Below are 23,861 nucleotides of genomic sequence, written 5' to 3' on the forward strand. Positions count from 1 at the left end.
AAAGGGGATACCGACGATGAAACTCACCTTCAAACCGCTGGCCGGGCTTTTGCTCGCCGCGACGCTGGCGGGGGCTCCGCTGGGCGCCACCGCCTTCGCCCAGGAGGCCGCGCCCGCGCCGGCCGCCGCCATGACGGCCGCCGCGCCCGCCGAGGCCGCGCCCGCCGCCACGCCCGCCCCCGCTCCGGCCGCCGCGCCCACCATCGTCGACAAGAACGACAAGGGTGACAACGCGTGGATGCTGACGTCCTCGCTGCTGGTCCTGCTGATGATCATCCCGGGTCTGGCGCTGTTCTACGGCGGCCTGGTGCGCGCCAAGAACATGCTGTCGGTCATGATGCAGGTCTCGACCGTCGCCCTGATCGGCTTCGTCGCCTGGGTCCTGTGGGGCTACAGCTTCGCCTTCACCGACGGCGGCAGCTGGGACAGCTTCGTCGGCGGCCTGGGACGCCTGTTCCTGAAGGACGTGACCCCGGCCAGCAACGTCGCGACCTTCTCGACCGGCGTGGTGATCCCCGAGTTCACCTTCATCTCGTTCCAGTCGACCTTCGCGGCCATCACCGCCGCCCTCGTGGTCGGTTCGCTGGTCGAGCGCATGAAGTTCGCCGCCATCGTCGCCTTCGCCGTCCTGTGGCCGCTGCTGTCGTACTATCCGATGGCGCACATGGTCTGGTGGTGGCCGGGTCCTGACGCGATCGCCCTGGCTCCGACCGCTCCGGTCAAGTCGGGCCTGATCTGGAGCTTCGGCGCTCTCGACTTCGCCGGCGGCACCGTCGTCCACATCAACGCCGGTATCGCCGCCCTCGTGGGCGCCCTGATCCTCGGCAAGCGTCAAGGCTACGGCAAGGAGCCGATGCCTCCGCACTCCCTGACCCTGACCCTGGTCGGCGCCGGCCTGCTGTGGGTGGGCTGGTTCGGCTTCAACGCCGGCTCGAACCTGGAATCGAACGGCTACGCCTCGCTGGCCATGATCAACACCTTCGTGGCCACCGCCGCCGCCGGCCTGTCGTGGATCGTCGTCGAGTGGGTCACCCGCAAGAAGCCGTCGGCCCTGGGCCTGGCCTCGGGCATCGTCGCCGGCCTCGTCGCCGTCACCCCGGCCGCCGGCTTCGCCGGTCCGATGGGTTCGGTGATCCTGGGCCTCGTCGTCTCGCCGATCTGCATCTTCTTCTGCTCGGTCGTGAAGAACGCCCTGAAGTACGACGACAGCCTGGACGCCTTCGGCATCCACGGCATCGGCGGCATCGTCGGCGCCATCGGCACCGGCCTGCTGGTCAACCCCGCCTGGGGCGGCGCCGGCATCGTCGACTACACGAGCTGCGCCAAGGACGGCGACATCTCGACCTGCGACAACGCCGTCTACAGCCTCGGCACCCAAGTGATGGCCCAGCTGAAGGGCGTCTGCGTCACGGTCGTGTGGTCGCTGGTCGCCTCGCTGATCGTCTTCTTCGTGATCAAGCTGGTCATCGGCCTGAAGGCTTCGCCGGAAGCCGAAGAGGAAGGCCTGGACATCTCGGAACACGGCGAACGCGCCTACCACAGCTAAGGCTGGCCTAGGTTCCAAGTCGAAGGGCGCGGAGAGCGATCTCCGCGCCCTTTCTCTTTGGGCGCGCATCAGCCAAGCTCCGCGCCCGCCGCCCTGGAGATCGTCGTGGACGCCCAACTGTTTCTGCTTTGCGTCCTGACCTTCGTGATCCACCTGATCGGGGCCCTGGCCTACGCCGTGCGCATCGCCGGCGTCCGCACGCGGCGGATCGCCATGTCGTTCGCCCTGTTCAACGTCCTCGTCCTGCTATCGCGCGCCTCGAACGCCTTCCAGGGTCCGTTCCTATCCAAGCGGATCGAAAGCGACCTGCTCCACGGCGCGGGTCAGAACCTGCTGGCGGACTTCCAATGGCTTATGGCCAGCGCCAGCCTGGCGGCGATTGTCGGGGCGCTGGCGATCCCGACCGCCCAGCGCCTGTTCACCCGAGCGGTCGCCCACTTCCAGATCCACCGCTCCGTGCCCAAGCTCCTGATGCATGCTTTCGCCAAGGGCGGTGTTGGCTATATCCGCGACGCGGTCGCCCTGCCCTCGCCCCACCACCTCGACGGGCTGAAGCAGAGGATCGACGTCCCCGCCCGGGTGATCGTGCTGAACGTCCTGGCCCAGGCCCTGCTGACTGTCGGGGTCTTCGCGTCGCTCTACGCCGGCTATCTGGACCCGCAGTTCCGAGTCACGGCCGTGAGCCTGTCGTCGGTGATCAACGGCGTGGCCACGATCCTGCTGTTCGTGCTGATCGATCCGGCCCTGTCGATCATGACCGACGACGTCATGGATGGCCGGATCAGCGAGTCGGCCTTCCGGCGCGCCGTGGTCTGGTTCGCCGGCAGCCGCGTGGCGGGCACTGTGCTGGCCCAATTTCTGTTGGTCCCGGCCGCCAGCGCCGTCGTGGTCCTGGCCCGGCTGATCTAGAGCCGCCGCGCCGTGACGATCGGCACGACCGGGTCGAGCATCTGCCCCTTCATCACCGGATTGATCGCCACGCCGGGCGTCGGCAGGTTCAGGATCTCGCGGACGATCTCCATGCCCTTGACCACCTGACCGAAGGCGGCGAAGCCCAGATTGTCCCCTCGGCGGCGGGGTTGGCGTCCAGGTACGGGGCGTCACCGGCGCAGATGAAGAAGTCGCTGTCGCCGCTGCCGGGCTCGCGCCGCGCCAGGGACAGCGTGCCGTCGACATGGCGGAGACCCGTCTGAGTGGTCGGTTCGTGGGCGACGGGTTTCAGCACCTTCTTCGGATCGCCGGCCAGGCCGCCTTCGATCAGGCCGTAGGTGGTCGAGCCTGGCGCCTTGGCGGCCCGCCAGAAGCTGGCCCCGTCATAGAGCTTGCCATCGACATACCGCAGGAAGTTGGCCGTGGTCAGCGGCGCCTGCCGGGCCTTCAGGGCGATGACGATGGCGCCCAGGCTGGTGTCCAGGCTGACCACGACGTCGCCGGCGCCGGGCACGATCGGCGTCGGCGCCAGGTTCAGGATCTGGGCGTCGGCCAGCCCCGGCGCGGCGGCGAGGCCCCAAATGGGACTTAGACCGAGGGCGGCGAGAACGTCACGGCGCTTCATGTCCATTTCCTTAGCTCAGGCGGCAACGCCGCACCCACCAGTCCGGTCGCATCGACTCGAGACGGTCGACCAGACCCTCGGCCTCGATGTCGCCGGCGCAGAGGGCGAAACAGGTCGCGCCCGAGCCCGACATCCGGACCAGCAGGCTCTCGGGCTCGTCCCGCAAGGCGTCCAGCACCTCGCCGATGCGCGGCTCCAGCGCCACGGCCGGCGCCTCCAGGTCGTTGCGGGTGGCCACGGCCAACCAGCCGGCGACTTCCTCGACGCTTTCCAGGTCGGACGGCAGAAAGGGCGCCGTCGCGCCGTCCGGATGCACGGCGGCGTCATAGGCGCGATAGACCGCTCCGGTCGGCGACGGCGCGCCGGGATTGACCAGCACCGCGTGCAGCTCTGGCAAGGTCGGGGCCGGCGACAGGATCTCCCCTCGCCCCTCGGCCATCAGGGCCCTGGCGAGCAGGCAGGCCGCGCCGTCCGCGCCCAGGCTGGCGGCCAGCGGCTCCAGGTCGTCGTCGGACAGGTTCGGGGCCAGGGCGTCGCGCAGAAGCTTCAGGGCCGCGCCGGCGTCGCTAGAGCCGCCGCCCAGGCCGGCGGCGATCGGCAGGTGCTTCTCGAGGATCAGGCGATACGGCGGGATCGGCCCGCCCAGCCTGGCGTGGAAAGCGCGCGCGGCGCGAACCACCAGGTTTTCGCCATCGGCGGGGATCGCGCCGCCGAACGGGCCCGAGGTCTCGAAATCCGGGGCGTCGGCGGGCTGGATCATCACCTGGTCGCCGACATCGGCGAAGACCATCAGGCTGGAGATCGGGTGATAGCCCTCAGCGTCCGGCCCGCCCACGTGCAGGAACAGATTGACCTTGGCCGGGGCGAAGGCGGAAAGCCGCATGATCTCTCGGACTCCGCAGTGAAGGAAGACAGCCCGATAGCCTAGTTGTGGGCCACCGTCGACGCGGTCGCCGGCGCGCCGGTCGCGGCCAGGCCGTTCTTCAGCTTGGCTTCAGACTCGGCCTTCTGCTTGTCGTCCGGCTCCAGGCTCAGCACGCGCTGCCACTGGAACTTGGCCTCGGTCTTGCGGCCGATCCGCCAGTAGGCGTCGCCCAGGTGGCCGTTGACGTCCGGATCGCCGGGCTCAAGCTCAACCGCGCCCTCCAGCTTCTCGACGGCGGTCTTGTAGTCGCCCAGGCGGTAATAGGCCCAACCGAGACTGTCGAGCACTGGCGCCCGACTGCGGGCGGGCGGCGACGGCCTTCTGGACCATGGCCAAGGCCTCGGCGAGGTGCTCGTTGCGGTCGATCCAGCTGTAGCCGAGGAAGTTCAGCAGTTCCGGCTCGTTGGGGTTGATCTTCAGGGCCGCCTGCAGGTCGCGCTCGGCCTCGGGCCAGCGCTTGGCCTGTTCCAGAGAGACGGCGCGCAGATAGAGCACGCGCCAGTCGGGGGTGGCGCTCTCGCGCTCGACCACCTTGTCCAGCACCGCCACCGACTCGTTCCACTGGCCGCCGGCCCGCAGCAGGTCGGCCAGGGCCAGCTGGGCGTCACGGTCGTTGGGCGCGGTCGTGGCGGCGGCGCGGGCCACGTCCAGCGCCTTGGCCTTGTCGCCGAGCTCGTTCCAGGCCCAGGCGATCTTGCTCTGGGCCGAGGCGTATTGCGGCGCGCCGGCCGGCACGTGGCCATAGGCCTCGATCGCGCCCTGCGGATCGTCGCCCTGGTTCAACAGGTCCCCGACCAGGATCCAGGCTTCATCGCGGGCCGGATCCAGGCGCAGGGCCAGACGCAGATAGGCCAGGGCGAACTGGGCCTGGCGCTCGCCGGCGAAGGTGGCGGCGCAGGCCACCAGCCCCTCGGCCGCGCCCTGGCGCAGGGTCGGCATCGGGGGGGCGCGCCCTTGGCGGCGGCGCGGGCGCGCGCCCGCAGCAGGCCCGTGTCGTTGGGCGCCGCGCGAAGGGCCGTGTCGTACAGGGCCACGGCGTCTTCGTGACGCTTGCGGCGCTCCAGGAACGCCCCATAGTCCAAGGTGAAGATGCTGGCCGTGGCGACGTTGCCGGTCAGGGCCTTGTAGTCGGTCTCCGCCTCGTCGTAGCGCTTGGCGCGCTCATAGAGGCGCGCCTGGCCCTGCTGGCCGAAATACTGCACCAGCCTCTCGTTGCGCAGGGTCGGCTGAACGATCGCGCCCTCGTTGTCGCCGGCCGCCGCCGCAGCCCACGGGGCCAGCAGCGCGGCGGCCTGCTGGTGCGGGAAGCCCGGCGGATCGGCCTTCAACAGCGCCCGGGCGTCCTTGCCCTTGTTGGTGGCCAGCGCCTCGACCACGCGGGTCAGCACGCCCATGCGCTGGACGGCCTCGGCGGCGTCCGGACCGATCGGCGCCGCCGCTGCGGCGCGGGTGATCTCACCGGCCAGCAGCAGGGCCGAGAACGAACGCTCGCCGATCACGCCGGGGTCCTCGCCCAGCACCGCGGCCGTGCCGAAATAGGTGGCCGCCTCCTTCGACCTGCCGTCGCGGAGCGCCGCCTGGCCCGCCAGGAACTGGCCGTACGAGGAGCGGGTGTCGAACAGCGGCGAGCCCGCCACCGGGCCTCGCAGCGTGACCGTGCTGGGTCCCTGAGCGCAGGCCGCCAGGGCCGAAACGGAAACGCAGGCGAGGAGAACTTTGAAATGCGTCATCCCGCCACCCTCGGCGGTTTCGAGGTCGCTCGCAAGAAAAAGCCTCCCGGCCGAGGGCCGGGAGGCGGCAAGCGTGACAGCCGAAAGTGGATGCCGGTTTCGGCGGCCGTCACGCGCCCAACAAAGTTACATGTTCGGATAGTTCGGTCCGCCGCCGCCTTCCGGCGTGGTCCAGACGATGTTCTGCGAGGGATCCTTGATGTCGCAGGTTTTGCAGTGGACGCAGTTCTGGGCGTTGATCTGGAAGCGCGGGTCCTGGCCCTGCTCGTTGTAGAGCACCTCGTAGACGCCGGCCGGGCAGTAGAGGCGCGCCGGTTCGCCGTACTTGGGCAGATTGACCGAGATCGGGATCGACGGGTCCTTCAGCTTCAGGTGGGCGGGCTGGTCTTCCTCGTGGTTGGTCGCCGAGAGGAACACCGAGGAAAGCTTGTCGAAGCTGATCACGCCGTCGGGCTTGGGATAGACGATCGGCTGATAGTCCTTGGCCAGACCGGTTCGAGGCCGCGTCGGTCTTCTCGTGCTTCATGGTGCCGAAGAACGAGAAGCCGCCCAGAAGGTGCGTGCACCACATGTCGAACATGCTGACCGCGCCGCCCAGGGCGGTGCCGAACTTGCCCAGCATCGGCTTGGCGTTGCGGACGACCTTCAGCTCCTTGGCGACCCACGAGTTGTCGTAGGCGGTCTGGTAGCCCGCAAGTTCATCGCTGGCGCGACCGGCCTGAACGGCCTCATAGGCGGCCTCGGCGGCCATCATGCCGGTCTTGACGGCGTTGTGGCTGCCCTTGATGCGCGGCACATTGACGAAGCCGGCCGAGCAGCCGATCAGCACGCCGCCCGGGAAGGTCAGCTTCGGCACCGACTGGTAGCCGCCCTCGGTGATGGCCCGCGCGCCGTAGGCGATGCGCTTGCCGCCTTCCAGATAGGGCTTCACCCCCGGATGCTGCTTGAAGCGCTGGAACTCGTCGAAGGGCGAGATCCACGGGTTCTTGTAGTTGAGGTGCACGACGTAGCCGATGGCCACGTAGTTGTCCCCGAAGTGATACATGAAGCTGCCGCCGCCCGTCTGGTTGTCCAGCGGCCAGCCGGTGGTGTGCTCGGCCAGGCCCGGCTGATGCTTTTCGGGCGGGACCTGCCACAGCTCCTTGATGCCGATGCCGTACTTCTGCGGCGACTTGCCGGCCGAGAGGTCGAACTTCTCGATCAGTTGCTTGGCCAGCGAGCCCCGCACGCCCTCGGCGATGAAGACATACTTGCCGTGCAGCTCCATGCCCGGCTGATAGTCCGGCTTGTGGTGGCCGTCCTTGGCGATGCCGACCACGCCGACGACCACGCCCTTGACCGAGCCATCCTCGTTCCAGACCAGATCCGAGGCGGCGAAGCCCGGATAGATCTCGACGCCCAGCTCTTCGGCCTTGCCGGCCAGCCAGCGCGTGAGGTTGCCCAGCGAGGCGATGTAGCAACCGTGGTTGTGCATGAACGGCGGCATGGCGAACATCGGCAGGGACAGCTCGCCCTGCGGCCCCAGCAGCTTGAAGCGGTCCTTTGTGACCGGCGTCTCCAGCGGCGCGCCCTCTTCCTTCCAATTGGGGAAGAGTTCGGCCAGACCCTTGGGATCGATCACCGCGCCTGACAGGATGTGGGCGCCGACCTCGGAGCCCTTTTCCAGCAGGGCCACCGAGATTTCGGTCCCCGCCTTGGCGGCCAGCTGCTTCAGACGGATCGCCGCGGAGAGCCCGGCGGGACCGCCGCCGACGATGACGACGTCGTATTCCATCGACTCGCGTTCGAGATCTTCGCTCATAAGGTCTCCCGATCGGGCCCAACCCTCGTTCTCGGGGCCGCCCGTCTTATGACTGTTTGAATCACAGCTTATCCGAACGTGACGCGGCGGTGGTCAAGCACTCCGCTCCGCTTTTTTGCTGCATCGCAGCGTGGAGACCTTGAACAATCCGCGCTAAGACGGTCGCATGAGCCTCGCCGTCGATCAACGCGCCATCGAAAGCCTGCTGGCCTTCTGGGCTGACGCGGGCGTCGAGGTCTCGTACGCCGACGCGCCGATCGATCGCCTGGCCGAGGGCGCGGCGATGCTCCGGGCCCGCAGCCAGCCGACGCCTCCCCCGCCGCCGGTCGCCCGTCCGGGCCTGGCCCTGGCGCGCGGTCCCGATGTCGGCGCGGCCATCGCCGCCGCCAAGGCCGCCGCGGCCGCCTGCGACGACCTCGAGAGCCTGGCCGCCGCCATCGCCGCCTTCGACGGCTGCGCGCTGAAGACCCAGGGCGCCAAGCAGGCCGTGTTCTCGCGCGGGGTCGGCGACGCGCCGCTGATGATCATCGGCGAAGGCCCCGGCGCCGACGAGGACGCCCAAGGCCAGCCGTTCGTCGGCCGCGCGGGCAAGCTGCTGGACCGCATGTTGAAGGCCGCCGGCCTGGAGGGCCGGGTCTTCATCACCAACACCGTCTTCTGGCGTCCGCCCGGCAACCGTACGCCGACGCCCCAGGAACAGGCGACCTGCGCGCCCTTCGTCGAACGCGCCATCGCCCTGGTGAAGCCGAAGATGCTGCTGCTGGCTGGCGGAGCCTCCGCCAAGGCCATGCTGAAGCGCGAGGAAGGCATCCTGTCGATGCGCGGCCGCTGGTTCGAATGGACCTCCGAGGACAAGTCCATCGAGCTTCCGGCCATACCGACCCTGCACCCGGCCTTCCTTCTGCGCACCCCCGCCCAGAAGAAGAAGGCCTGGCAGGACCTTCTCACGCTGACCGAGCGACTTGATCGCCCCGACCGCCCGCACTAGAACTGCGTTCGACCAGTCGGAACGGGGGACGTGCGCCTGCGGGGGAGCGCGGAACGGTTTTTGCGGATTTGGACTCGCCTCTTGGCCGTGTTGTCGGCCCTCTTCCTGTGCGCGGCGGCGTTCCTACCCATGGGAGGCGTCGCGCGGGCGGGCGCCCTTGAGCCTTTGTCGCCGGAGGATGTCCGCGCCTATCGCGCCGCCTTCGCCGCCACCGATCGCGGTGATTTCGACGCCGCCGCCGCGGCCTTCGCCAACGCCCATGATCGCAGCCTGGCCGGCCGCCTGGCCTTCGCCAAGATCATGCACCCCACTCGCTTTTCGGCCAGCTACGACGACCTGACCCGTTGGCTGCGCGCCTATGCCGACGAGGCCGGCGCCGACCGCGTCTACGCCCTGGCCGTCAAGCGCAAGCCGGCCGGCAGGCGGGTCGCCGCCGCGCCGGTTCCCGAACTGTTCATCGGCGACGAGACCGCCCCGCCCCCCGCCGACAAGGGCCGCGCCGCTCGCGAGGCCTATTATTCCGGCGACGTCCAGAAAGCCCTAAGCCTGGCCGTGGCCGGCGGCGAGACCTGGATCGCGGGCCTCTCGGCCTATCGCCTGGGCGACTATCGCGCCGCACAGGCCTATTTCGAGCAGGTCGCCCACGACCAGCACGAGGACGAGTGGCTGCGCGCCGCCGGCGCCTTCTGGGCCGCCCGCGTGGCGAGCCAGGCCGGCCACGGCCGCGACGCCCTGACCCTGCTGAACGAGGCCGCTCGCTCGCCGCACACCTTCTACGGCATGATCGCCGTACGGCAGCTGGCCATGGCCGGCGCTCCCATCGCCGAAGATAACTACGATCCGATCGCCAGCCTGCTGACCCGCGCCAGCTATGTCGGTCCCGACACGGCTTCGCTGGAACAGCTCGTAAGGAACGACCCGCGCGCCCGTCGCGCCACCGCCCTGGCCCAGGTCGGCCGTTGGCGCGAGGCGGGCATGGAGCTTCGCGCGGGCTTGTCTCTGGCTGAAACCCAAGAGCTTCGCGACGACTGGACGGCCCTGGCCCTGGCGCTCAACGCCAACGCCCCGCTGAACGCTGGCCGCCCGGTGCGCCGGGTCGGCGGCGAGGACTATCCCCTGCCGCCGCTGGATCCGGTCGGCGGCTTCACCATCGACAAGGCCATGGTCTACGCCCTGGTGCGCCAGGAGAGCCGCTTCGACCCGATGGCCGTCTCGGCCGCCGGCGCCATGGGCCTGATGCAGGTGCGCCCGAGCTCAGCCGCCGACGTCGTGGGCGATGACAAGCTGCTGGCCGACAACAGCCCGCTGTTCGATCCCGCCTACAACCTGCGGGCCGGGCAGGACTATTTCACCTGGCTGATGAACCGCGGCGTCAAGAGCCCCGACCTGCTGCGCGCCGTCGCGGCCTATAACGGCGGGCCGGCGACCTTGAACCGCACGGCGGCCCAGCTGGGCGCCGACTGCGACACCCTGCTGCTGATCGAGAGCCTGCCGTTCAAGGAGACCCGCAACTACGTCGAGAAGGTGATGGCCAGCTACTGGACCTATCGCCGGCTGATGGGCGCGGAAAACAAGACCCTGGACGCCGTGGCCAGCGGCGCGCGGACGGTCGACTTCCGCCTCGACCCGCAGGTCGCCGCCCCGACCTCTATTGACCAGCTGATGACCCAGCTCGCGCAGGTCCAACCCTAGCCAGCACGCTCATCTCCGCTCAGGCTGCGCCCCACGCGGACGGGACGTCCCTAATAGGCCAGCCGCCTGGCTCGCAGCGTCTTCGCCAAGGTCTTCTCGTCACCGCCGCTCGCGGGCCAGTCCAGCCGTCGAACCAGGACGCCATGCAGGCGCGGCGCAAGCTTGCCGAGCAGGCCGCCCGGAGCGGTCAGAACCGCGGGAGCCCCCGCCCCGCCCGTCACATGCTTCTCGACCGGCTCGCGCCAACCTTCGCGGAGAACCGGCGCCGCGCGCAGGGTCAGAATCCAGTCGCCACGAACCACCGCGGCGCCCGCCGCCAGGCGATCGCCCGAAGTCGTCACCAGCCGCGCTCCACTGTCCTCGGCCAGGGCCTCGACACCCGGTTCGCCGCCGGAGACCAGCACCACCTCCTTGACCAGCCCGTCCACGGCGGCGGGCACCAGCATGGTCATCTGGGCGGCCAACCCTTGCAGGTCTTCGGAGGCGACGAGGATGACGGAGATCATGGCCTTGCTTGGCCAGAGCGCCACGCAGGGTCAAGCCCTTTACCCAAACAAGTCCATCTGCGCGCTTGGCTTGCTTGGCGGGGTGAACTGGGTGGCGTCCAGCGGCGTCCATGGCTGATCCAGGCCGAACTTCTTGACCGCCAGATGGAAGCGCTGGCGCAGCACCTCGGCCACCGGCCCGTCGCCGACCATCCGTTCGCCCCAGCTGGCGCTGTAGGTCTCGCCCTTGCGGATCTGGCGCACCAGCGACATCACCTTCCTGGCCCGATCTGGATGGTCGGTCTCCAGCCACTCCTGGAACAGTTGGGCGATCTCGCGCGGCAGGCGCAGGGCGACATAGCCCGCGCCGCGCGCGCCGGCCTTGGCCGCCGCCTCCAGCACCGCCTCGCATTCATGGTCGTTCAAGCCCGGAATGGCCGGGGCGAACATCACCGTCACCGGCACGCCGGCCTCGGTCAGCCGGCGCACCGCCTCGATCCGCTTGCCCGGCGTGGCCGCGCGCGGCTCCATGCTGCGGGCCAGCTTGCGATCCAGGGTCGTGATCGAGATCGCCACCCGGGTCAGTTTTCGCTCGGCCATCCGGCTCAGCACGTCGAGATCGCGCAGGATCAGGGCCGACTTGGTGATGATCGTGAAGGGATGGCTGACGCGCTCCAGCACCTCGATGATCTGTCGCGTCACCCGAAGTTGCTTCTCGTCGGGCTGGTAGGGATCGGTGTCGCCGCCAATGTGGATCGTCGCCGGCTTGTACGAGGCCTTGGCGAGCTCCTTCTCCAGCAACTCGCCCGCGTGCGGCTTGAAGAAGATCTTGCTCTCGAAATCCAGGCCCGGCGACAGGCCCAGATACGCATGATTGGGCCGCGCGTAGCAGTAGATGCAGCCATGGCTGCAGCCGCGGTACGGGTTGATCGAGCGGTCGAAGCCGACGTCGGGGCTCTGGTTGCGGGCGATGATGGTCCGCGACTTCATCGGCTGCAGCTCGGTCTTCAACTGCCCAGGCGCGTCGTCTTCGCTCCAGCCGTCGTCGAACGTCTCTCGCGTCTGAGACTCAAAACGTCCGGTTCGATTGGATTTCGCGCCCCGCCCGCGCGACGCGGGCCCCAGTTTCGCTGTCTCGGCCATGGCGGCGAATATGCTGAAATCGTCAGAACATAACAAGAACATTATGCAGGAAGGGAAGCCGCGCCCCATGCTCGCCATGCGACAGTAAGTCGCTGGCGGTCCTAGCGTGGCGATAACCTGGCGCGCCTAGCATGGCTCCATGACCGCGCTCGCTTGTCTCAAGATCATGGTCGGCGACACGCTGATGTTCGCCGATACCGAAACCATGGCCGGCATCGTGGCCAAGGTCGCTGGGGCGTATCTTGAGACCACGTGGCTCTGGCCGCGCCGCTATGGCCTGGTCGCGCCGTTCTCGTTCGTCCTGGCCGACCCTCGCGCCATCCTGCTGGACCCGCGCGAGCTGCAGGCCCTGGCCCGGGCGCTTCAGACCAAGCTGTTCGGCCAGACCAGCGACGGTGAGGTTTCGTTGCTGATGCTGGAGGGCGACAAGGCCGAGGTGATGCGCTTCGCCGGCATGCCGCCTCAGCAATTGAAGGCGATGCTGGACGCCGACGACCTGGGCGAGGCGATCGGACGGGTCTGCCGCATCACGCCCGACGGCGTTGTATCGTTGGCGCCGCCCGGCGGTCCGGTCGTGGGCGAGCCGCCGGTCGAGACCCTGGGCGAGCTCGAGCCTGGAGCGAAGACCCGCATCGCCTATCGCGGCGTCTATCATTCGCCACGCGAACTCTTCGTCGGCAATGTCGCCCTATGGCGCGAGGACGCTACGCCCACCTCGCTCGACTTCGACACCCCAGCGCCCGCCGTCCATGGCCGTGAAGCCGACCATGACATCCCGATCCTGGAGAGCGCCAAGGACATCCTGGGACGCCAGGAGTCCGGCGTGCTGTTCTTTCCGATCTGCTTCTCGACCCTGATCAAGCCCCGCGCCCGCGACGCTCTGCTGCCGCACCTCGAGGCCCTCCCCGCACCGCTCGGCAACGGCTGGCGGCGGCCGTCTACGATACGCCCCGCGCGCCATCGTTCTCGGCGATGCAGACGATCCAGGCCTATCTCAAGCCGCACTTCGCGCGTCTGGACATGCGTGTCTCGGACCCGGCGTTCCAGGTGGAGGATCTGCCGGCCGACTTCGCCAGCTCGGTGACGCTGATCCTTCCGGAAGGCAGCGAGAGCGTGCGCCTCTCGGCCGCGACGCGATTCCTGCGCGACGCGCCTCTCTATGCGCGCAAGCGCATCTGGCAAGGGATCAGCGAATTGCGCACGCGCCGCGAACTGAACGCCTGTGTCGATCTGCGCGCGCCGTTCCTCAGCGGGCCGGCGATCACCGATTTGCTGGAAGCGCCGACACCGACCACCGCGTGCCCATCGCTGCACCTGCCGCTTCACGACTGGTCGCAGATCGACACCGGAGAGATCCGCGTGGCGTAATCAGGAGGGCTCTTCGGCCTCGGCCTTGATGTGGGACAGCCCCGCCTCGAAGTCCTTGCTGACCACCGATGCCTCCGCCTCGACGGCGACGCGGTCCAGATACTGGCGGATGTTGGCGGCCTCGGCCGCGGTGCTGGCCAGCGAAATCGCGCGATCGAAAGCCCGCCGCGCCTCGGCCTTGCGACCGGCCTGCAGCAGGAAGGCGCCCCGCGCGCCGTGATAGTGGAAATAGCCGTCCAGCCGCGCGCCGAGAGGCTCGATCATCTCCAGCGCCGCCGCGGGTCCCCGAACCCTCGCTGTCGCCACCGCGCGGTTCAGGGTGATCACCGGCGAGGGCCGCATGATCTCCAGCGTGGCGTAGAGCGCGTCAATGCCCGCCCAGTCGGTGTCTTCCGGCCGCGCGGCGCGGGCGTGCAGGGCGGCGATGGCGGCCTGGACCTGGTAGGGCCCCGGATCGCGCTTCAGCATCGCCTTGTCGATCAAGGCGAGCCCCTCCCCGATCATCTTGCGATTCCAGAGGCTTCGATCCTGATCCTCCAGCAGGATCGCCGCGCCGTCGGCGGCGAAGCGCGCCTCCGAACGGGCGTGCTGCAGCAAGAATAGCGCGGTCAGACCCATCATCTCCGGCTCGGACGGGAACAGTCGCAGCAGCAGGCGCGCCAGGCGGATGGCCTCGTCGCACAGTTCCCCTTTGGCCTCGACCGCCTGGCCGCTGGCCGAATAGCCCTCGTTGAAGACGAGATAGAGCATGGCCGCCACGGCCGCGAAGCGCTCGGCGCGCTCGATGGGTCCTGGGGTCTCGAACGCCGCGTCTCCAGCCCCGATACGGGCCTTGGCGCGCGTGATGCGCTGTTCCATGGCCGCCTCGGTCACGACGAAGGCGCGGGCGATCTCACGAACCGAAAGGCCCGAAACGACGCGCAAGGCGAGAGCGATCTGCTGGGTGGCCGGCAAGTCCGGGTGGCAGCAGATGAACAACAGCCGCAGGACGTCGTCGCGATAGTGCGAGCCATCCAGCCGCTCGGCGGCCCGCGCCTCGGCGTCCTCCAGGTCGGACAGCAGCTCCTCCGGCGGCAGGACCGTGTGGCGGCTGATCTTGCGGACGGCGTCGATGGCGGCGTTGCGGCCGACCATGATCAGCCACGCGGTCGGATCGCGAGGCGGACCATTCTTGGGCCAGGTCTTCAGGGCGCGCAGACAGGCGTCCTGAAACGCCTCTTCGGCCGCGTCCATGTCCCGGAAGTAGCGCAGCAGCGCCGCCATGGCCTGGGGCCGAGCGGCGGCGATCGCGCCCTCGATCCAGCCCAGCTCGGTCACGTCCCGGCGAACTCCGGACTAGCCGGGTTGAACAGCGCGATCGGGCGGATCTCATAGGAGCCGCCGGGATTGACCTTGCCCAGGTCCTTGGCGATGTCGAGCGCGCCGTCCAGGCTGTCGCAGTCGACGACGTAGAAGCCCAGCAACTGCTCCTTGGTCTCGGCGAACGGGCCATCCAGCACCAGCGGCGGCTCGCGATCCTTGCGCAGGGTGGTGGCGGCCGTGGTCGGCATCAGGCGGGCGACGGGGCCGAGGCGGCCTTCGCGCGCCAGCTTCTCCTGAACGACGCCCAGCTTCTCCATGACGCCGTCCTCGTGCGCCTTGGACCAACCGCAGATCACGTCTTCCTGGTTGTAGCAGAGTATGGCGTACAGCATGGGCGATCCTCGCTTCCGATCCCTAGGACGGCGAACTATGCCCGCATCCGACAAACGGCCCAGAAATTTCTAGAGGCGCCGCAGCCGGCGGCGGACCGGCTCGTCGTAGAGCTTCAGCACCGCCCAGGCGAAGGCCAGGATCACCGGGACCGCCACCGCCGCGAAGGCCAGCGGGTACCCCTGGCCGCCCAGAGCCCTGAACAGCCGCAGCATCAGTTCCCAGCCCAGCCAATGCAGCGCGTAGAGGGGATAAGAGATCGCGCCGGAGATGCGGGCCAGCCTCCCCTGGAGGCCCTCCGGGTCCCGCCGCCCGGCCAGCACGATCAGCGGGAAGACCAGGCTCATGCAGACATAGTCGTAGAGCCAGTTCAGCGGCGTCCACGGGAAGCACAGGACCGCGGCCAGGATCAGGGCCAGCAGCCAAGGGGGCGCCGTGAAGCCGGTGAACGGCTGGATCCGATAGCAGCCCCAGCCCAGCAGGAACGAGAACACCGTCCGCAGAAAACTGATCAGGAAGGTCGCCCGGTCCCAGCCGGTCAGCACGCCGCCCATGCCGTGGGCGATATAGGCCATGACCGGGATCAGCAGCACGATCATCAGCACGTGCCCCATGACGCCCAGCCGCCGGATCGCGAACCACAGCGCTCCGACCGCCAACTCGAAGAACAGCGACCAAGCCGGCGGATTCAAAGGGAAAATCGGCGCGAAGCCCGGCTCCTCGGCCCATAGACGCGGGATCATGAGCAGGCCCAGGACCAGCCACTCCGGCACGCGCTCGCGATGCTGGATGATCACCGTCGCCCCGGCCAGCATGGTCAGGGCGATCAGCGGCCACAGCCGGACCAGCCGCTGGCGCAGGAAGCCCCACCAGCCGATCTCGCGCCGGCCATAGGCGTGGGCCAGCACGAAGCCGGACAGGCAGAGAAGAAGTCGACGGCCAGGTAGCCGTGGCCGACCAGCCAGGGCCGGCCGGTCCAGCCGCCGATGTGATAGAGCATGACGCCCACGGCCGCGACGCCGCGCAGGCCGTCCAGCGCCTCGTACCGTCGTCCCGACTCGTAAGCCTGCAAAACGCCGTCCCCCCATCCTTGCTTAGCTGAGGGGTTTCTCCAGCAGCAAGGCCTTGGTCAGGAAGGCGCGGTCCTCGCCGATCGGCTTCAGGCCCACCTCGGCGAACAAGGCCGCCAGATCGGTCTGCGCGTAGCTGCCGTAGTAAGGCTCATGGAAATAGACTGGGAAGGCTTCCAGCAGGCGCGCCAGGTCCGGCGTGTCCGAGGGCTGCACGGAGTCGACGAAGACCAGCACGCCGCCGGGCTTCAGGGCCCGCGCCAGGCTGGCCGCCACGACGGGCCGCACCCGCGGCGGCAGCTCGTGGAAGAGATAGACGCAACTGACGGCGTCCAAAGACGAATCCGCGATCGGCAGGGTTTCGGCGTTGGCCTTGATGCCGCCGACGCCGGCGCGCTTGCGGGCCCGCGCCAGATAGGCCTCGGAGAGATCCAGCCCCGCGATCGCCGCGCGCGGGAACGCCGCCTTAAGGTCCTTGAGGAAGGCGCCCGAACCGCACGCCGCGTTCGAGGATTTTCGCGTCACGGTGATCTCGGCCGCGCCAGTGTTTCGCCAGCAGCGACAGGCCTCGCCGGCGCATGGCCCCGGCCGTGCCGGAGAAAAGAGCCTCGACCTGGGCGTCGTAGCGACGCGCGCTCGCCTCGGTGAACCAGCCACCCGACTGGTAGTGGAAGTTCTGCCGATAGTAGATTGGATAGCCTAGACTATTGACCTCATCGCGCACCTCGACGCCGTCGCCGCGACGGCGCCTCCGGTCGACCTCGAAAGCGTCGGCGATGAAGTCGGCGGCCTCGCGCACGGCGGCCGAAGGGCGGACGGGACCGTCCTCGACGGCGGGATAGAGGCCCGCGGCGACATCGCGGGCGTCCTTCTCGAACGCCTCCAGATAGGCGCGACGCAAGGATCCCTTGTCCGGCGGCGCGGAAGTCGGTTCGAAGCTGCACGCCTGCTCGCCCCGGGTCGGTCGGGTCATGGAGCGGGCCAGCGAGCCCGTCGCCGTCCACCAGGCCGCCTTGACCGCCGCCCTCGCGCGCTGACCTACCGCGTCGACCGCGAAGGCCGTTCTTGTCCGCCGCTCATCCATGCTGGCCTCAGCGCGTGAAGACTCCGACCAGTTCAATATGGGGCGACCAGACGAACTGGTCCACGGGCAGCACCTTCTCAAGGCGGAAGCCGGCGTCGACCAGGGCGCGGGCGTCCTTGGCGAAGGTGCCGGGGTTGCACGAGACGCTGACCACCTTGGCGACCTTGGACTTGGCGATCTCGACCGTCTGCTCGGCGGCCCCGGCGCGCGGCGGGTCGATGACCACGACGTCGGTCTTGGCCAGTTCGGTGCTCAGCACGGGGCGTTTGACCAGGTCGCGAGCCTCGGCGGTGATCGGCTTCAGGCCCGACGCCGCGCCGAGCGCGAACTTCAGGGCGGCGATGGCCGGCGGGCTCATCTCGGCGGCGTAGACAGCGCCGACCTCGGCCAGGCGGAAGGTGAAGGTTCCGACACCGCAATAGAGATCGGCGATGCGCGCCGCGCCCTGGACCTGGGCGACCGCGAATTCCACCATGGCGCGCTCGGCGGCCGGCACAGCCTGGAGGAAGCCGCCGGGCGGCAGGGCGACCACGGCGGGGCCCAGCTTCACCATCGGCTGGCGCGCGCCATAGACGGTCTCGCCGGCCAGGGTCACTCGGGCGAAGTCGCCCTCGCTGGCCGCCATGGCCGCGCGCATGCGGGCGTCGGCCGACAGTCCGCCGCTCTTGCGCTCCACCCCGGTGACGTCGATGTCGAGGCCTGTGGCGGTCAGGGTGACGTGCAGGGTCGGGGCCGACTTCGGGTGCTCCAGGAACGGCTCGGCCAGACGCGCCAGGGCCGGGAACGCCGCCACCAGGCGCGGATCGGTGACCGGGCACTCTTCGATCGTCACCAGGCTCCACGAGCGACGCTCCTTGAAGCCCAGCAAGGCGCCCTGCCCCTTGGCGCCCCTGCGGGCGTGCAGCGCCACGCGGCGGCGCGAGGCCGGCGGCGCGGCGAAGGTCGGCAGGATTTCGGTCTCCAGGCCTTCCATCGACAGCTGGATACGGATCTGTTCGGCCTTCCAACCGAGATAGGGGCCTGCCGCCCAGTGCTGCAGGGCGCAGCCCCCGCAATGGCCGAAGTGCTTGCAGGGCGGCGCCACGCGGTCGTTGCTGGCCGTCAGGATCTCGACGACCTCGCCGCGCGAACCGTCCATTCGCGCACGAACGGTTTCCCCCGGCAGAGTCAGGGGCACGAAGGCCGGCTTGCCGTCGTCGAACCGAGAGAGCCCGTCGCCTTGCGCGCCGATGGCGGTGATCGTCATGTCTTGCATCGCGCGTCCATACCCTAAAACCGGGGCTTGAGCGCGGCCCGCGAACGATTTTCAGTGCGATAGCGGTGAAGCTGAATAGCCCCGTCAGCGATCGTTCATGTTGGCCATGTCACACCCTATATCAACGGATGGGCCTCGGCGGCCCGGCGCGAGCCGGACGCCCACAAAAAGACAAGCTCTCTCATGACCATGACCGCCTCAACGCGCAGGACTCCGATGATCAAGACCGTTCTGGGCGTCACCGCCGCCCTCGTCTGCGGCGTGCTGACGCCGACCCTGGCTTCGGCCCAATCCTACGGCGCGACGCCCTATGGCTCGAGCTACGGCGGGGCGTACAACAATCAGGGCTACTATTACGACCAATGCCAGCGCTCGACGACCAACCGCACCACCGGCGGGGCCCTCGCTGGCGGCGCGATCGGCATGGCGCTGGGCAGCGGCATCGCCGCCCGCGGTCACCGCACCGACGGCTCGGTCGTCGGCGGCCTGCTGGGCGCTGTGGTCGGCGGCATGGCCGGCAAGTCCTCTGCGGCTTGCACCCCGGGCAGCAACATCGCCCCGCCGCCGCCTCCCCCGCCGCCGCGCGCCTACAACGACGGTTATGACGACGATTACCGCCCGGTTCCCTACGATCAGGTCCGTCGTGACGCCCAGCGCGACAGCTACTACGAGCGATCGTATGAGCATCGCGAAGGCTACCGCGTGAACGACCGCGTCGGCGGTCGGGCCGACGTCAACGGCTGCACGCTGGCCGAGAGCCCGATCTACCTGCCGGACGGCCGCGTCCAGAAGCGCTTCGTGCGCGTCTGCCCGGACGGCAACGGCAAGTACCAGGTCGTCGACTAAGTCACCGACCTAGCTTGTGTGGAAGACGATCGGCCGCCCCTCCTCCTTTAGTGGAAAATGGGGCGGCCGATTTCGTTTCAGGCCTTGGTCGCCCAGACCAGCCGCTCGACCTGGCCGTCGCCGCCGGTGATCGGGCTTTCGCTCAGGCCCTTCACCGACCAGCCCGAAGCCTCGAGGAATGCGACGACCTCGCGCTCGCAGCGGGCGATGATCTCGGGATCCTTGACCAGCCCGCCCTTGCCGACGAAGTCGCGGCCCGCCTCGAACTGCGGCTTGATCAGCGCCACCAGGTCCGCGCCCGGCCCCGCCAAGTCCAGCGCCATCGGCAGGGCCTTGGTCAGGGCGATGAAGCTGACATCGCTGACCACCAGCATCGGCGCCGTCGGGATCACCGTCTCGTCCAGCGCCCGGGCGTCGACGCCCGACAAGTCGACGACACGAGGGTCGCCCCTCAGCTTGGCGTGAAGTTGATCGCGGCCCACATCGACCGCGAACACCTTCTCCGCGCCGCGCGACAGCAAGACCTCGGTGAACCCGCCCGTCGACGCGCCGACGTCGAGCGCGACGCGCCCTTCCACGACGATCGGCCACAGGTCCAGCGCGTGGACGAGTTTCAACGCCCCGCGCCCGACCCAAGGATGGGCCGCCTCGGCGACGATCTCGGCGTGCTGGTCGACGGTATCGGCCGGCTTGGTGATCACCTTGCCGTTGACCGTGACCAGCCCGGCCTCGACAGCCGCGCGGGCCTTGGCGCGGCTGTCGACGACGCCCCGTTCGACGAGCAACAGATCGATACGCTTGCGGGCCACGCGGCCTCCTCGAAAGTTCAGACCGCCGTCTAGCACGGGCTTGCGGCCCAGGTCTCTTCGGGTTCAACTGAACGCCGATCACCGGCGCATCAGACGCTGGCCATTTGACTGGGCGTGGCGAGACCACGCTTCGGGGGAGAGAAACCGATGCGATTCACCCGTCGCGGCCTGCTGGCCGCATCCGCCGCCGTGGCGGCCGCATCTTCAGTGGAGGCTAAGCCCAAATCGATGTCCGCACCCGCGCCCTGGACTCCCGACGCCACCGAGATGGCTGGCCGCATCCGTCGCAAGGAGGTCAGCGTCGCCGAGGTGGTCGAGGACGCCATCCGCAAGGCCGAGGCCCTGCAGCCTCAGGTCGGCGCGATCGTCACCTCGGACTTCGACCGGGCCCTCGCCAAGGCCAAGGCCGGCCAGCTGTCGGGTCCGTTCGCGGGCGTGCCGTTCATGGTCAAGGACCTGGACCCCTATAAGGGCCTGCCCACCCGCAACGGCTCGCGCAGCGGTCTGCGCGCCCCGCCCGAAACCACCCAGACCCCATATGTCGACGCTTTCGACGCAGCCGGCTTCGTGGTGATCGGCAAGTCGGCGACGCCGGAGTACGGCTTCCTGCCGACCACCGAGCCGATGGGCTTTCAGCCGACGCGCAATCCCTGGAACACGGCCCGCTCGTCCGGCGGCTCCTCGGGCGGCGCGGCGGCGGCTGTGGCCTCGGGCATGATCCCGCTCGCCCACGCCACCGACGGGGGCGGCTCGATCCCGCATTCCGGCCAGCAACTGCGGCCTTTTCGGCCTGAAACCCTCGCGGGGCCGCATGTTGCAGGGCCGTCCGGTGTCGCGCGGCCTCGACATCTCGGTCTCGCACTGCGTGTCGCACAGCGTCCGCGACTCGGCCGCCCTGTTCGCCGCCACCGAACGCACGGGCGGCGACGCGGTGTTCAAGCCGATCGGCGTGATCTCCGAACCGCTGAAGAAGAAGCTGAAGATCGGGCTGGTCATGGTCACCGGCACGGGCGTCACGCCCGATCCCGAGGTGCAGACCGCCGTCAACAACGCCGCCAAGCTGCTGGAGAGCCTGGGTCACAAGGTCGAGCCGACGACCTGGCCCATGGACGGCGGCCAGTTCGGCCAGGATTTCACCGTGTTATGGGCCAGCGGCGCGGCCGAACTGGTCGCCGGAATCGGCAAGGCCATCGGCCACAAGCCCGATTCCAGCGTACTGGAGCCGTTCAGCCTGGGCATGGCCGAGTTGGTCGGTCAGCTGCCGCAAGGCGCCTTGCCCGCCGCCATCGAGCGCCTGAACGCCAACACCAAGGCCTATGACGCCTGGCTGACGAAGTACGACGTCATCCTCTCGCCGGTGCTGGGCAAGCCCCCGGTCGAGCTGGGCTATGTCGCCGGCTGGGTCCCGTTCCAGGAACTGCAGGCGCGGCTGATGACCTATGTCGGTTACACCCCGGTCCAGAACGTCGCCGGCGCGCCGTCGATGAGCGTGCCTCTGCATTGGACGCCGGACGGCTTGCCGGTGGGCGTCCAGCTGGCCGGCCGCGCGGGCGGCGAGGCGCTGCTGTTCCAGCTGGCCTATCAGCTGGAGGACGCCCAGCCCTGGGCCCACCGCAAGCCGCCGGTGAGCCTGTAACCTCACGCGGGGCGGTCAGCAGCCGCCCCGCCCGCTGGCCCGTATGTGGTCCAGAATGTCCGCGATCAGCTCGAAGTCCATCTTCTCGGGCTTCCTCCAGCGCGCGCAGCCGCCGCCACGATCGACACCGGCCATGCGCTCCTGGACCGCATCCAGCGCCGCCTTGCCCGCATAGAGAGCAATATACTGCTTCTGGCTGTTGAACGCGAAGAAAGGGGTCTTCGGATCGCCATAAGCCGGCATGCCGAACGCCATCCGCTCCATGTCCGCACCGAAACGCTCAATGCACATGGCGCGCAGGCGGTCCAGCGCCGGGCGGCGCTCGGGCGCGACCTCCTCCATGAAGTCATCAACCGTCGTCGCCCTGGACTGGACCATCCGCGCTTCTCCCAGGGGGCTACCCCTCGACGAACACCTTCTTCAGTTCGTTCTTCATGATCTTGCCATTGGCGTTGCGCGGCAAGGTCTCGTGCCAGAAGACGATCTTCACCGGCACCTTGAAAGCAGCGAGACGATCAGCGACGAAGGCGCGCAGCTCGGCTTCGTCGGCCTGCGCCCCGGGCTTCAGGGTGACCACGGCCGCCGGCTCCTCGCCCAGGGTCTTGTGCGGGATGCCGACCAAGGCCGCGTCCATCACCGCCGGGTGGTCGTAGAGGCAGTTCTCGACCTCGATGCAGTAGATGTTCTCGCCGCCGCGGATCAGCATGTCCTTGGCCCGGTCGATGATGAAGCAGAAGCCCTCGGCGTCGAGGCGCGCCAGGTCGCCCGTACGCACCCAACCGTCGACGAAGGTCTGGCTGGTGGCCTCCGGCTTGTTCCAGTAGCCGCGCACGACCTGCGGGCCCTTGCACCACAGTTCCCCGACCTCACCGATCGGCAGCTCGCGATAGGGAGCCTCCACGGTCATGATCTTCAGGTCGGTGACCGGCACGGCGGGGCCGCACGAGTCGGGGCGGTTCTCATAGTCCTCGGCCGAATTGGACGTTGCGGTGGCCGAGGTCTCGGTCATGCCCCAGCCGTTGCCGGGCGCCGCCTTGGGCCAGACTTCCTTGATCTTGCGGACCAGTTCCGGGGCCGAGGGCGCGCCGCCATAGGCCACGGCCTCGATGGACGAAAGGTCGTACTTATCGCGGTTGGGATGCTCGATGATCTGCCAGGCGATCGTGGGCACGCCGCCCATTGAGGTCAGGCGCTCGTCCTGGATCAGCTGCATGGCCTTGTCGGGATCCCACTTGCGGATCATGGCCAGCTGGCGCCGCCGAACAGCGAGGGGTTCAGCACCGCGAAACAGCCCGTGGCGTGGAAGAACGGCACGGAAATCAGCGCGCCCTTCTGTGGCAGGCTGGGATCGGGCTCGGGGGGGGCCTCGCCGCGGCGCAGGAAACTGCGCGCGCTGGCGGCGGCGGCGGCGAAGATGTTGCTGTTGATGTTGCGATGGGTGCCGATGGCGCCCTTGGGCTTTCCCGTGGTGCCGGAGGTGTAGAAGATCGTCGCGTCGTCGTCCGCCGCCAGGGGCGTGGTCGATAGCGGCTTTTCCTCCAGCCCCGCCCAGTCGTTGGGACCGCCGATCACCGCCTCGAGGTGGATCACGGCCGGGTGGCTGATCTCCTCGGGAGAGCGGCTGACATAGACATTGCGCAGCTCGGGGCAGTTGTGCAGGTGTTCGGTCAGGCGCTCATAGCGTTCGACATCGACCACGAGGACCGACGCGCCGGAATCGAGCAGGCCATATTCCAGCTCCGCGCCGGTCCACCATGCGTTCAGCGGCGTGACGATCGCGCCCAGGGACAGGCCGGCATAGAAGGCCACGGGCCATTCGGGCAGGTTGCGCATGACGATGGCGACCCGGTCGCCCTTCTGAACGCCCTTGGCCGCCAGCTCCGCCGCGAACACGGTGACGGCCCGATAGAAGGCCTCGAAACTGACGCGCTCATCCTCATGGACCATGAAGATCTTGTCGCCGTGCGTGCGCCCCATCAGCAGGGTGTCGCGCAGGGTCGGCGGCGCGTTCTTCCAGACCCGGGTCTTCACGCCCCGGATCTCGATCTCCTCCATCTCGCCGGGGGTCCCGGGCTGAGTGATCAGGGCGTACGCCTGTTGGACGGACATCGCTGGCCACGGAACGGACGCGGTGACGGGGGCGGCCTGGCTCATTCTACTCTCCCGGTTAGGTGTCGCGCCCTGTTTGATCGAGCGCGTTCGCCGACCAGAGAGCACAGCCGCAAGCCGGATGCAA

15 protein-coding genes and 7 pseudogenes are annotated in these 23,861 nt (G+C 68.9%); 8 read left to right on the forward strand and 14 right to left on the reverse strand.

Going from position 1 to position 23,861, the window contains the following annotated elements; translation table 11 throughout:
• Positions 1-16 precede the first annotated feature (16 nt).
• Positions 17-1,546, forward strand: a complete 1,530-nt coding sequence (locus ACHMW8_RS22470) for an ammonium transporter (protein WP_125158077.1) — start codon at positions 17-19, stop codon at positions 1,544-1,546.
• 105 nt (positions 1,547-1,651) lie between these two features.
• The gene (locus tag ACHMW8_RS22475; protein WP_395443776.1) at positions 1,652-2,455 is read left to right on the forward strand and encodes a lipid II flippase Amj family protein; all 804 of its coding nucleotides are present in this window, start codon (positions 1,652-1,654) and stop codon (positions 2,453-2,455) included.
• On the opposite strand, the pseudogene ACHMW8_RS22480 reads toward ACHMW8_RS22475, so the two are convergent.
• The 4 genes and pseudogenes from ACHMW8_RS22480 to ACHMW8_RS22495 form a co-directional block, all read right to left on the reverse strand.
• Positions 2,452-3,101: pseudogene (locus ACHMW8_RS22480) on the reverse strand (peptidylprolyl isomerase). The gene ACHMW8_RS22475 and the pseudogene ACHMW8_RS22480 sit on opposite strands and share 4 nt — an antisense overlap.
• 10 nt (positions 3,102-3,111) lie before the next feature.
• Complete coding sequence (locus tag ACHMW8_RS22485; RefSeq protein ID WP_395443777.1) at positions 3,112-3,984, reverse strand: 4-(cytidine 5'-diphospho)-2-C-methyl-D-erythritol kinase; 873 nt, start codon at positions 3,982-3,984, stop codon at positions 3,112-3,114.
• 41 nt (positions 3,985-4,025) lie between these two features.
• Positions 4,026-5,756: pseudogene (locus tag ACHMW8_RS22490) on the reverse strand (tetratricopeptide repeat protein).
• A gap of 126 nt (positions 5,757-5,882) precedes the next feature.
• Positions 5,883-7,557: pseudogene (locus ACHMW8_RS22495) on the reverse strand (electron transfer flavoprotein-ubiquinone oxidoreductase).
• A gap of 166 nt (positions 7,558-7,723) precedes the next feature.
• Here ACHMW8_RS22495 and ACHMW8_RS22500 point away from each other — a divergent pair.
• Together ACHMW8_RS22500 and ACHMW8_RS22505 are read left to right on the forward strand one after the other, a co-directional pair.
• Positions 7,724-8,545 (forward strand): uracil-DNA glycosylase, encoded by an 822-nt coding sequence (locus tag ACHMW8_RS22500; protein ID WP_395443778.1) that lies wholly within the window; start codon positions 7,724-7,726, stop codon positions 8,543-8,545.
• Positions 8,546-8,674: 129 nt separating this feature from the next.
• Positions 8,675-10,237: a lytic transglycosylase domain-containing protein gene (locus ACHMW8_RS22505; RefSeq protein ID WP_395446034.1), complete on the forward strand. Its 1,563-nt coding sequence runs from the start codon at positions 8,675-8,677 to the stop codon at positions 10,235-10,237.
• Positions 10,238-10,287: 50 nt separating this feature from the next.
• Here the strand turns inward: ACHMW8_RS22505 and ACHMW8_RS22510 are convergent, their stop codons facing one another.
• Positions 10,288-10,743 carry a cell wall biosynthesis glycosyltransferase gene (locus ACHMW8_RS22510; protein WP_125158070.1) on the reverse strand — a complete coding sequence of 152 codons (456 nt, stop codon included), beginning with the start codon at positions 10,741-10,743 and terminating at the stop codon, positions 10,288-10,290.
• 39 nt (positions 10,744-10,782) lie between these two features.
• On the reverse strand, positions 10,783-11,865 hold the full coding sequence (locus ACHMW8_RS22515; RefSeq protein ID WP_395446035.1) for a PA0069 family radical SAM protein: 1,083 nt from the start codon (positions 11,863-11,865) through the stop codon (positions 10,783-10,785).
• A 139-nt stretch (positions 11,866-12,004) separates the two neighbouring features.
• Here ACHMW8_RS22515 and ACHMW8_RS22520 point away from each other — a divergent pair, with 139 nt between their 5' ends.
• Together ACHMW8_RS22520 and ACHMW8_RS22525 are read left to right on the forward strand one after the other, a co-directional pair.
• Positions 12,005-12,949, forward strand: a complete 945-nt coding sequence (locus ACHMW8_RS22520) for a hypothetical protein (protein WP_395443779.1) — start codon at positions 12,005-12,007, stop codon at positions 12,947-12,949.
• Entirely contained in the window at positions 12,913-13,233 is a 321-nt protein-coding gene (locus ACHMW8_RS22525; protein WP_395443780.1) for a hypothetical protein, read from the forward strand. Before ACHMW8_RS22520 ends, ACHMW8_RS22525 begins: the two co-directional genes overlap by 37 nt.
• Here the strand turns inward: ACHMW8_RS22525 and ACHMW8_RS22530 are convergent, their stop codons facing one another.
• The 5 genes and pseudogenes from ACHMW8_RS22530 to ACHMW8_RS22550 form a co-directional block, all read right to left on the reverse strand.
• Positions 13,234-14,550, reverse strand: coding sequence for an RNA polymerase sigma factor (locus tag ACHMW8_RS22530; RefSeq protein WP_395443781.1), 1,317 nt, complete (start codon positions 14,548-14,550; stop codon positions 13,234-13,236).
• The gene (locus ACHMW8_RS22535) at positions 14,547-14,927 is read right to left on the reverse strand and encodes a YciI family protein (protein ID WP_395443782.1); all 381 of its coding nucleotides are present in this window, start codon (positions 14,925-14,927) and stop codon (positions 14,547-14,549) included. The genes ACHMW8_RS22530 and ACHMW8_RS22535 overlap by 4 nt, the downstream gene beginning before the upstream one ends.
• A 69-nt stretch (positions 14,928-14,996) precedes the next feature.
• Positions 14,997-15,997 (reverse strand): annotated as a pseudogene (locus ACHMW8_RS22540) (acyltransferase family protein).
• Between the two features lie 22 nt (positions 15,998-16,019).
• A pseudogene (locus tag ACHMW8_RS22545) lies at positions 16,020-17,079 on the reverse strand (class I SAM-dependent methyltransferase).
• Positions 17,080-17,086: 7 nt separating this feature from the next.
• Complete coding sequence (locus ACHMW8_RS22550) at positions 17,087-18,334, reverse strand: class I SAM-dependent RNA methyltransferase (RefSeq protein WP_395443783.1); 1,248 nt, start codon at positions 18,332-18,334, stop codon at positions 17,087-17,089.
• A 216-nt stretch (positions 18,335-18,550) separates the two neighbouring features.
• Here ACHMW8_RS22550 and ACHMW8_RS22555 point away from each other — a divergent pair, with 216 nt between their 5' ends.
• Positions 18,551-19,180, forward strand: a complete 630-nt coding sequence (locus tag ACHMW8_RS22555) for a hypothetical protein (RefSeq protein WP_395443784.1) — start codon at positions 18,551-18,553, stop codon at positions 19,178-19,180.
• Between the two features lie 77 nt (positions 19,181-19,257).
• On the opposite strand, the gene ACHMW8_RS22560 is transcribed toward ACHMW8_RS22555, so the two are convergent.
• A complete protein-coding gene (locus tag ACHMW8_RS22560) occupies positions 19,258-19,989 on the reverse strand; it encodes a TlyA family RNA methyltransferase (protein ID WP_395443785.1) in 732 nt (243 codons plus the stop codon).
• 147 nt (positions 19,990-20,136) lie between these two features.
• Here ACHMW8_RS22560 and ACHMW8_RS22565 point away from each other — a divergent pair.
• Positions 20,137-21,625: pseudogene (locus ACHMW8_RS22565) on the forward strand (amidase).
• A 15-nt stretch (positions 21,626-21,640) separates the two neighbouring features.
• On the opposite strand, the gene ACHMW8_RS22570 reads toward ACHMW8_RS22565, so the two are convergent.
• Together ACHMW8_RS22570 and ACHMW8_RS22575 are read right to left on the reverse strand one after the other, a co-directional pair.
• On the reverse strand, positions 21,641-22,003 hold the full coding sequence (locus ACHMW8_RS22570) for a DUF1801 domain-containing protein (RefSeq protein WP_395443786.1): 363 nt from the start codon (positions 22,001-22,003) through the stop codon (positions 21,641-21,643).
• Positions 22,004-22,022: 19 nt separating this feature from the next.
• Positions 22,023-23,779, reverse strand: a pseudogene (locus ACHMW8_RS22575) (class I adenylate-forming enzyme family protein).
• Positions 23,780-23,861: the final 82 nt, after the last annotated feature.

Source organism: Caulobacter sp. UC70_42 (genome assembly GCF_044056025.1).
Lineage (GTDB): Bacteria > Pseudomonadota > Alphaproteobacteria > Caulobacterales > Caulobacteraceae > Caulobacter.